The sequence below is a fragment of the Edaphosphingomonas fennica genome (genome assembly GCF_003034225.1).
GTDB lineage: Bacteria > Pseudomonadota > Alphaproteobacteria > Sphingomonadales > Sphingomonadaceae > Sphingomonas_E > Sphingomonas_E fennica.
Genome location: NZ_PHHF01000046.1, coordinates 24970 through 32591, shown reverse-complemented (window position 1 = coordinate 32591; position 7622 = coordinate 24970). Strand labels below are relative to the sequence as shown.

General features: G+C 67.1%; 8 protein-coding genes. 2 read left to right on the top strand and 6 right to left on the bottom strand.

Annotation, left to right across the window (positions count from 1 at the left end; translation table 11 throughout):
* The 6 genes from CV103_RS11300 to CV103_RS11275 form a co-directional block, all read right to left on the bottom strand.
* On the bottom strand, positions 1 to 1479 hold a 1479-nt coding region (locus tag CV103_RS11300), incomplete at its 3' end, for a type IV secretory system conjugative DNA transfer family protein (protein WP_211314384.1).
* Positions 1480 to 1524: 45 nt separating this feature from the next.
* On the bottom strand, positions 1525 to 1797 hold the full coding sequence (locus tag CV103_RS11295; protein ID WP_007686155.1) for an antitoxin VbhA family protein: 273 nt from the start codon (positions 1795 to 1797) through the stop codon (positions 1525 to 1527).
* Positions 1790 to 2725 (bottom strand): HEPN domain-containing protein, encoded by a 936-nt coding sequence (locus CV103_RS11290; RefSeq protein ID WP_007686157.1) that lies wholly within the window; start codon positions 2723 to 2725, stop codon positions 1790 to 1792. The genes CV103_RS11295 and CV103_RS11290 overlap by 8 nt, the downstream gene beginning before the upstream one ends.
* A complete protein-coding gene (locus CV103_RS11285; protein WP_007686159.1) occupies positions 2722 to 3003 on the bottom strand; it encodes a hypothetical protein in 282 nt (93 codons plus the stop codon). The genes CV103_RS11290 and CV103_RS11285 overlap by 4 nt, the downstream gene beginning before the upstream one ends.
* Positions 3000 to 3218, bottom strand: a complete 219-nt coding sequence (locus tag CV103_RS11280; RefSeq protein ID WP_007686160.1) for a conjugal transfer protein TraD — start codon at positions 3216 to 3218, stop codon at positions 3000 to 3002. Before CV103_RS11280 ends, CV103_RS11285 begins: the two co-directional genes overlap by 4 nt.
* Positions 3219 to 3255: 37 nt before the next feature.
* Positions 3256 to 3561, bottom strand: a complete 306-nt coding sequence (locus CV103_RS11275; protein ID WP_007686162.1) for a conjugal transfer protein TraD — start codon at positions 3559 to 3561, stop codon at positions 3256 to 3258.
* Positions 3562 to 3735: 174 nt separating this feature from the next.
* On the opposite strand from CV103_RS11275, the gene traA reads away from it, so the two are divergent.
* Together traA and CV103_RS11265 are read left to right on the top strand one after the other, a co-directional pair.
* On the top strand, positions 3736 to 6867 hold the full coding sequence (gene traA, locus CV103_RS11270) for a Ti-type conjugative transfer relaxase TraA (protein WP_007686163.1): 3132 nt from the start codon (positions 3736 to 3738) through the stop codon (positions 6865 to 6867).
* A 7-nt stretch (positions 6868 to 6874) separates the two neighbouring features.
* Positions 6875 to 7612, top strand: a complete 738-nt coding sequence (locus CV103_RS11265; protein ID WP_007686165.1) for a DUF6118 family protein — start codon at positions 6875 to 6877, stop codon at positions 7610 to 7612.
* Positions 7613 to 7622 lie beyond the last annotated feature (10 nt).

The following is a 7622-nucleotide window of genomic DNA, read 5'->3' as shown; positions in this document are numbered from 1 at the left end:
TCCATCGTCAATACCGAATGCCACGTTCCCAAAACGTTCTCCGACTTGGCCAAAATCGCAGCTTGGGGCCGACTGGGCCAATATCTGCAAGACGCCGGCGTTGGACAGGAAGGTGCCGGCGCGGCGCTCGTAGAGCGCGCGGAGCTGGTGAACGTCCTGCAAGATCGGCCAGAGCTGGATGCCGTAACCGGCCATCAGGCCCATAGCGCGCTCGACAGGTTCGAGGCGGCCGAGCGCGGCAAATTCATCGAGCAGGAACAGGACGGGGCGGGCAGGGGAGGCGGGTGCGCGCGCCAGATCGGTCAGCCCTTGCGCCAGCATCAGGCGCAGCCAGCGGGCATAGGTGGCGAGCCGATCGGGCGGCAGCACCAGATAAACGGTTGTGGGCTGCGCCTTCACATCGGCGAAGGTGAAATCCGAGCGGCCCAGCACGGCCGACATGCGCGGGGAATCGAGAAAATGGGTATGGCGCTGCGCGGCCGACAGCACGCCGGCTGCCTCGCGGTCGGACTTGCCCAGGTGGCGGTTGGCGGCACGCGCGATCAGGCCCCGCGCCTGCGTGCTGCGCGACATTTCCCGCAGCATCCGCTGGAAATTATCAGGGGCGAAGGTGAGGCAGTCGCGCAGGGCTTCCAGCGTGCGATCCTGGCCTTGCGCTTGCGGGTCACAGGCCACCCACAGGAGGATGCCGGCGATCAGCGCCTTGGCTTCCTCGTTCCAATGCGCCTCGCCGGCTTCGCCGGGAGCGTCATAGACCAGCGCATCGGCCAGAGTCATCGCGTCGTCGGCGAGATCGAGGCCGGCAGGGTCGAGGCGATCGAGCGGGTTGAACGCGGCCGAGGCGATGCCCGTCACCCCGAAGGGATCGAGGACATGGACCGGGCCGAACCTGGCGCGATGGCGGGCGGTGATGCGGGCGTTCTCGCCCTTGGGGTCGATGCAGATGACCGAACCGGGATAGTCGAGCAGATTGGGAATGATGGTCCCCACGCCCTTGCCGGTGCGCGTCGGCGCGATCGTCAGCAGATGGGAGGGGCCGGCGTAGCGCAGCAGCTTGCCCGACTTGCGATCACGACCGATCAGCAGGCCGTCGCCATTTTGGGCGAGGGGCTTTGTCTCGCGATCGGTGGCGAAACGGGCCGAGCCGTGCGTGTCGTCGCCGGCAGGACCGCCATAACGCAGGATCAGCGGTTGGAAGAGGGCGCGCAGCGTGACGAGGAAGATGACCAGGCCCGTCAGCATCATCACGATCTGGTAGATATTGGAATCGCGGGGCAGGCCGAGCAGCTTGCCGAGGATGAGCGGCACCCCAAGCCCCAGCACCAGGGCGGTGATGAGGAACAGCACCAGGACGCCGAACAGATGGCGGATGAGGGCGACCGGGCTGACCACAAGGGCGGTGATCGCCCATATCGGGTTGGTCCGCGCGATGCGCGCAAGGTTACGGATCGCGCGGCCGAGCTGGCGGAACCATTCCATCATCAGGACTCCCTCCCATCGTCATTTCCCAATATCCGGCGCGGATCACGGCCGATCGCGGGCCTCCCATGCGGCTTCGAGTTCTGCGAGGCTGGCGAAATAGTCCTGCGCCGGCGCGCTTGCGGGCAGGCTGTTGGCATGAGCGAGCGCGGCGGCGATGTATTCGCTTTCGGAGAGTTCGCCGGCGACGAACCGGACGCCCAGCGCCGCCATTCCCGGCGAGAGAGCGAAGCCCGACAGCTCGATATTGGTCCGCGCGAAATCGATCGCCTTCTGGCGTCGGGCGCGTTCGTCGTCCGATATGGGATGCTCATTCATCGGCGGGGCTTTTCTCGGGGGTGTCGTCGCCGGCGAGGTGTTCGGCGCAGATCGCGCCGGCGATCGTGTGGAGATGCTTCACGCGGTCAACGAGCCAGGCCAGTTCGTCGGCGGTGATTTCATAGGCATGGGAATAGCGGGCCTCGACATAGGCGCGCTGCAACTGCGCGAAATGGCGGCGGGCGGCGCGGGTATCGCGCGGCCAGGCTTCGATCAGCCGGGGATCGAGATTTTCGGCGAGCGAGCGCAGGATGCCGAGACGGTGCGATTTGGGCGCGTAGAGCGTCAGGACGAGCAGCACGGCGTTATAGACCCGCTCGACGGCCTGGTGGAGCATGAACGCGGCATCGCGCGGCACGCCATCGGCAATGCTGTCCCGGGCGAGCTTGAGCGCGTGCGCGGCGAGCGGGAACCAGTGGTCGCGATGGCGCAGGGCTTCGGCGTGGCGTTCCTGCGCGTCGAGCTGGCGCGGCACGGCGAGGGCTTGCCCTGGCGCTTCGTAGAGGGCGATGCCGTCGCGGGCTATGTCGGCGAAGAAGGGACGGCCGCGCGCGAGCTGGTCGTTCACGTCCATCAGCGAATGCACGATGAAATTGACGGGTGTGGCGAGGTGCCTGGTGACGGTCAGCTCGCGCACCAGATGATCGTCGGCGACCGCCCACCATGTTTGCAGATCGGTGAAGGTGTCGGCGTTGACGACGACGAGCAGGTCATAATCGGAAATGTAACCGCTGGCGCGATCCTCGACCCAATCGCCGCGTGCGTAGGAGCCGAACAGGATCAGCTTGAGGATGCGGCCGCCCTTGCGCTTGTCCGAGAGCTTGGTTTTGACGGCATCCTCAAATTCATCGAACAGGACGCGGGCGACCCGTTCCAGCTCGCGGCGCTTGACGGCGGGCAGATGGTCGAGGCCGGTCCGCATCGTCATCCGATCGTCGCCGGCGAGATCGCCAGCGTCGGGTCGGCGTCGGGATGATCGAGGAGCTTGAGGACGATCGCGGTGGCGAGGGGAGGGGGCACGGATTCCTCGCGGAGCATGTCGAACAGGGCGTGTTCAGCCAAGTCGAGGTCCATGCCTTCGATCGCGAGATTGGCGCGTGCGTCGGCATCGTCCTCGCGCCATAGCGCGACTTCGGCCGGGGTGCCGCGCGTGAAATCGAGCGCGCGGACCTGGGCGCGGATCGCTTCGACATCGAGCCTGTTCATGGTGCGTCTCTCCCTTCCGCTTCCGCGTCGAACGCGCGCTTGCCGCGCCGCTTCCAGAGCATGAGCCGGTCGCGGTCCTCGCGCGCCTTGGCGGCCAGTTCGAGCAGCGCGCCGTAGAGGGTGGCGCGATCGTCGTCGGCCAGCTCGACCAAGCCGGCTTTCTGGACCAGGCCGCCCAGCTCTATGAGGTGGCGGGTGCGTTCGCGGCGAGCCACGGCCCATTCCCTCGTATCGGTGCGGCGCTGTGCGGCTTCAACCCTGCGTCTCGCCTGCGCCAGTTTTGCTTCCGCCTCCCGCGTTGCCGCCAGTGCTTCGGCCAGCCTTTCGGCCGCGTCCTTGAAAGAAGGCGGACCCCTTCGCGCGCCACGCCTCCTTTTCGTCGGCGCTGGCAGATTCGACGGCGGCGAGCAGCACCCCGGCCAGCACATCGAGATCGAGCGCATCGGCCCCGGTGGATGTGACCAGCTCGCCTAGCTGCTGGACCTTCTTCGCCTTGAGGGCGCGGGCCTTGTCGCCCAGCGCCTTCAACTCGGCGTCATAGTCGCGGACCTTACGCATATTCTCTCCCTCGCGCCCATGATCGGGAGTGGCAGCGTAGCACGGTCGCGGTGACAGGACAGCAGCTCCGGATAAAAAATGCGGCAAAGTCAATCATGCGAACGGCAGAGAGTGTGAGTGCGCGCTTATACGTCGTTGCCGACGTGCGCTAAGAAAGGCAGTATAGCGGCCGTCATGGCGATCTACCATTTCTCGGCCAAGGTCATCAGTCGCGCCAACGGATCGAGCGCCGTTGCCAGCGCGGCCTATCGTGCGGCGGAACGGCTGCACGACGACCGGCTAGGACGCGACCATGATTTCTCGAACAAGGCCGGCGTCGTCCATTCGGAAATCATGTTACCCGAAGGTACACCGGAGCGTTTAAACGATCGCGCGACCCTATGGAACGAGGTCGAGGCGGGCGAGAAACGCAAGGACGCGCAGCTCGCCCGCGAAGTCGAGTTCTCGATTCCGCGCGAGCTGGACCAGAAAGAGGGCATCCGGCTCGCCCGCGATTTTGTCGAAAAGCAGTTTGTCGAGCGCGGCATGGTCGCGGACATGAACGTGCATTGGGACTTGGGAAAGGACGGGCAATCCAAGCCACACGCGCATGTCATGCTGTCGATGCGCGAGGTAGGGCTGGAGGGCTTCGGCCAGAAGGTGCGCGAGTGGAACAGCACGGCGCTGTTGCAGGAGTGGCGCGAGGCGTGGGCCGATCATGTGAACGAGCGCCTCGCCGAACTGGATATAGACGCGCGCATAGATCATCGCAGCTATGAGGCGCAGGGGATCGAGCTTGAGCCGCAGCACAAGATCGGGCCGGCGGCGTCGCGTATGCCCGAACAGGGGCTTGAGGCCGAGCGGGTCGAGGACCATGCCCGGATCGCGCGGGAGAATGGCGAGAAGATCATCGCCAATCCGCAAATCGCGCTCGACGCGATCACGCGCCAACAGGCGACGTTCACGCGGCGCGACCTGGCGCAGTTCGCGTTCCGGCATAGCGACGGCAAGGACCAGTTCGATCAGGTGATGAGCGCGGTGCGGACCTCGCCCGAGCTGGTAGCGCTGGGGAAGGACGGACGCGGCGAGGACCGGTTCACGTCGCGCGAGATGATCGACACCGAGCAGCGGTTGGAGCGCGCCGGCTACGGCCTAGCGGATCGGGCCGGGCATGGTCTCCCGGCGGCGTCTAAAATGGGGGGGCGAGACACCGCCGAGAGGGTTGGCCTTGCGCTGGGAAGCCAGCAGAAGGACGCGCTCGCGCATATCACCGGCAAGAACGACTTGGCAATTGTCGTCGGCTATGCCGGCACCGGCAAATCGACCATGCTGGGCGTTGCGCGCGACGAATGGGAGCGGGCGGGCTATCAGGTGCGCGGTGCGGCCTTGTCGGGGATCGCGGCCGAGGGGCTTGAGGGCGGTTCCGGTATCGCCTCGCGCACGATCGCCAGCATGGAATATCAGTGGGAGCAGGGCCGCGAGCTGCTAGGTCCGCGCGACGTGCTGGTGATTGACGAGGCCGGCATGATCGGCACGCGCCAGATGGAGCGGGTGCTGTCCGAGGCCGAACGGGCAGGGGCCAAGGTGATCCTTGTCGGCGACGCCGAGCAGTTGCAGGCGATCGAGGCTGGCGCTGCGTTCCGATCGCTGGCCGAGCGCTACGGCGCGGCCGAGATCAGCGATGTTCGCCGGCAGCATGAGGACTGGCAGAAAGACGCCACGCGGGCGCTCGCAACAGGCCGCACCGGCGAGGCGATCCATGCCTATGCCGAGCATGGCATGGTCCACGCGGCCGAGACGCGCGAGGCTGCGCGGGAAAGCCTTGTGGAGGGCTGGGATCGCGCTCGCATCGCCGATCCCGACAAGACGCGGATCATCCTCACCCATACCAATGCCGAGGTGCGCGACCTGAACCTGGCTGCGCGCGATCGGCTGCGCGACGCCGGCGAGCTGGGCCAGGACGTGCGCGTGTCGGCCGAGCGGGGCGCGCGGGAGTTCGCGACCGGCGACCGCATCATGTTCCTCAAGAACGATCGCGGCCTTGGGGTGAAGAACGGCACGCTGGGCAAGGTCGAGCGCGTGTCGCCCGACAGCATGGCGGTGAAGTTGGACGATGGCCGTCAAGTCGCGTTCGACCTGAAAGATTATGCCCATGTCGATCATGGCTATGCGGCGACCATCCACAAATCGCAGGGCGTGACGGTCGATCGGGCGCATGTGCTGGCGACCCCCGGCATGGACCGCCATTCGGCCTATGTGGCGCTGTCCCGGCATCGCGACGGGGTGCAGCTCCATTACGGCCGCGATGACTTCGCCGACGATCGCCGGCTTGTCCGCACGCTGTCGCGCGAGCGGGCGAAGGATATGGCGTCCGACTATCCGATGTATCGGGATCGCGATGCCGAGGCGCAATCCTTCGCCGATCGGCGCGGGCTGTCGGGTGAGATCCGCGTTGCGGATGCACCCGAGCGGAAGGGCGTGGAGATCCTCGCGCCCCGCGCGGGAACTTCACGCCAGATGGGCGAGGATTCCCGCACGCCCGATATTGGCGGCGACCGCGGTGCCGGCGAGGCGAAGGCCGCGGCCGAGCGTCAGTCGCGGCGCGGTATGTTCGACGGCTTGAAGCTGTCGGCCGCGCCGGTGAAGGCGGCCGAGCCAGCACAGGGTGCGAAGGAAAAGCCGGCTCCCAAGCGGGGCATGTTTGACGGGCTGAAACTGCCCCAGCGCACGCCGACGCCGGAGCCGGCGAAGGAATTGCCCGCGCGGGCCGAGCAGGGCCAGGATCGCGATTTCCGGCGCGCGGTCGAGCGGGCCTCGCGTTCGGCGGAGGCGGTGTTGCAGGCGCGGGCGTCGGGCGGGCCGGTGCTGGAACATCAGAAGGTCGCGCTCGAGCGCGCGGTTCAGGCGCTCGACACGCTCCGGCCGCGAGCTTCGGACGATATGGCCGAGGCGATGAAGCGCGATTCCGGCTTGCTGCGCGAGGCGGCGGCGGGGCGCAGCGGCCCGATGATCGAGGCGATACGCCAAGAGGCGCGCGTGCGGGCCGATCCGAACTTGCGCGCCGATCGGTTCGTGGAACGCTGGCAACAGCTCTCCCAGGATCGCGACCGGCTTTATCGCGCCGGCGACATGGCGGGCCGCAAGACGCTCGGGCAGGAGATGGCGGGCATGGCGAAAAGCCTTGAGCGCGATCCCCAGGTGGAATCGATCCTGCGCGGTCGCACCCGCGAGCTGGGGCTTGAGATCGGAATGAGTCCGGGCCGCGAGCTTGGGCGCGAGCTGTCGCGGGGGTTGGGGATCAGTCACGATCGCGGATTGAGCCGATAGGGAGAGGATGATGGACGAGGATGAATATCGCGAACCCGATGCTGGTGACGATCCGGCGCTGGCGTTCGCGCGGGTCGAGGATCGGTTGGCGTCGGTGCATGGCGAGGTCGGGTTGCTGCGCGCCGCGATCGCGGGGCTGGCTGCTACGCGCGAGTCCATCGAGATACCCGATTACGAGCCGACGCTGGCCCGCACCGAAAAGGTGCTGGGGGTGCTGGTGCAGCAGATCGACCCCATCGCCAAAAGTCCTCTCCTGTCGATGACGCCTCACAACATGGCGGGCGAGATCGTATCGGCGGCGCTCCATGCCCGTCGCGAGGATCAACGGCTGATCGCCGAAGCCCGGACAGGACTGGACCAGGCCGCGCGCGAGGTCGGCAACCGGCTCGCATCCGCACGGCGCGGCGATGTGCAAAACCGCTGGCTGATCGGGACCGGGCTGGGGGGCGCGGCGCTGGGGATGCTGCTCTATGCGGCGCTCGCCGGCCCGGTCGCGCGGATGATGCCGGCGAGTTGGCACTGGCCCGAGCGGCGGGCGATGCACGCGCTTGGCGAACCGACGATGTGGGATGCGGGGCAACGGTTGATGCAGACCGCCGCGCCCGAGAGCTGGGCGTTGATCGTCGCGGCCTCGCCGCTCGTCGATGGCAACCGCGAGGCGGTGCAGAAATGCCGCGAGCAGGCTGACAAGGCGAAAAAGCCGGTGCGCTGCACGATCGAGGTCAGGCCCGATGGCGGAAGGTGATACCGGCATG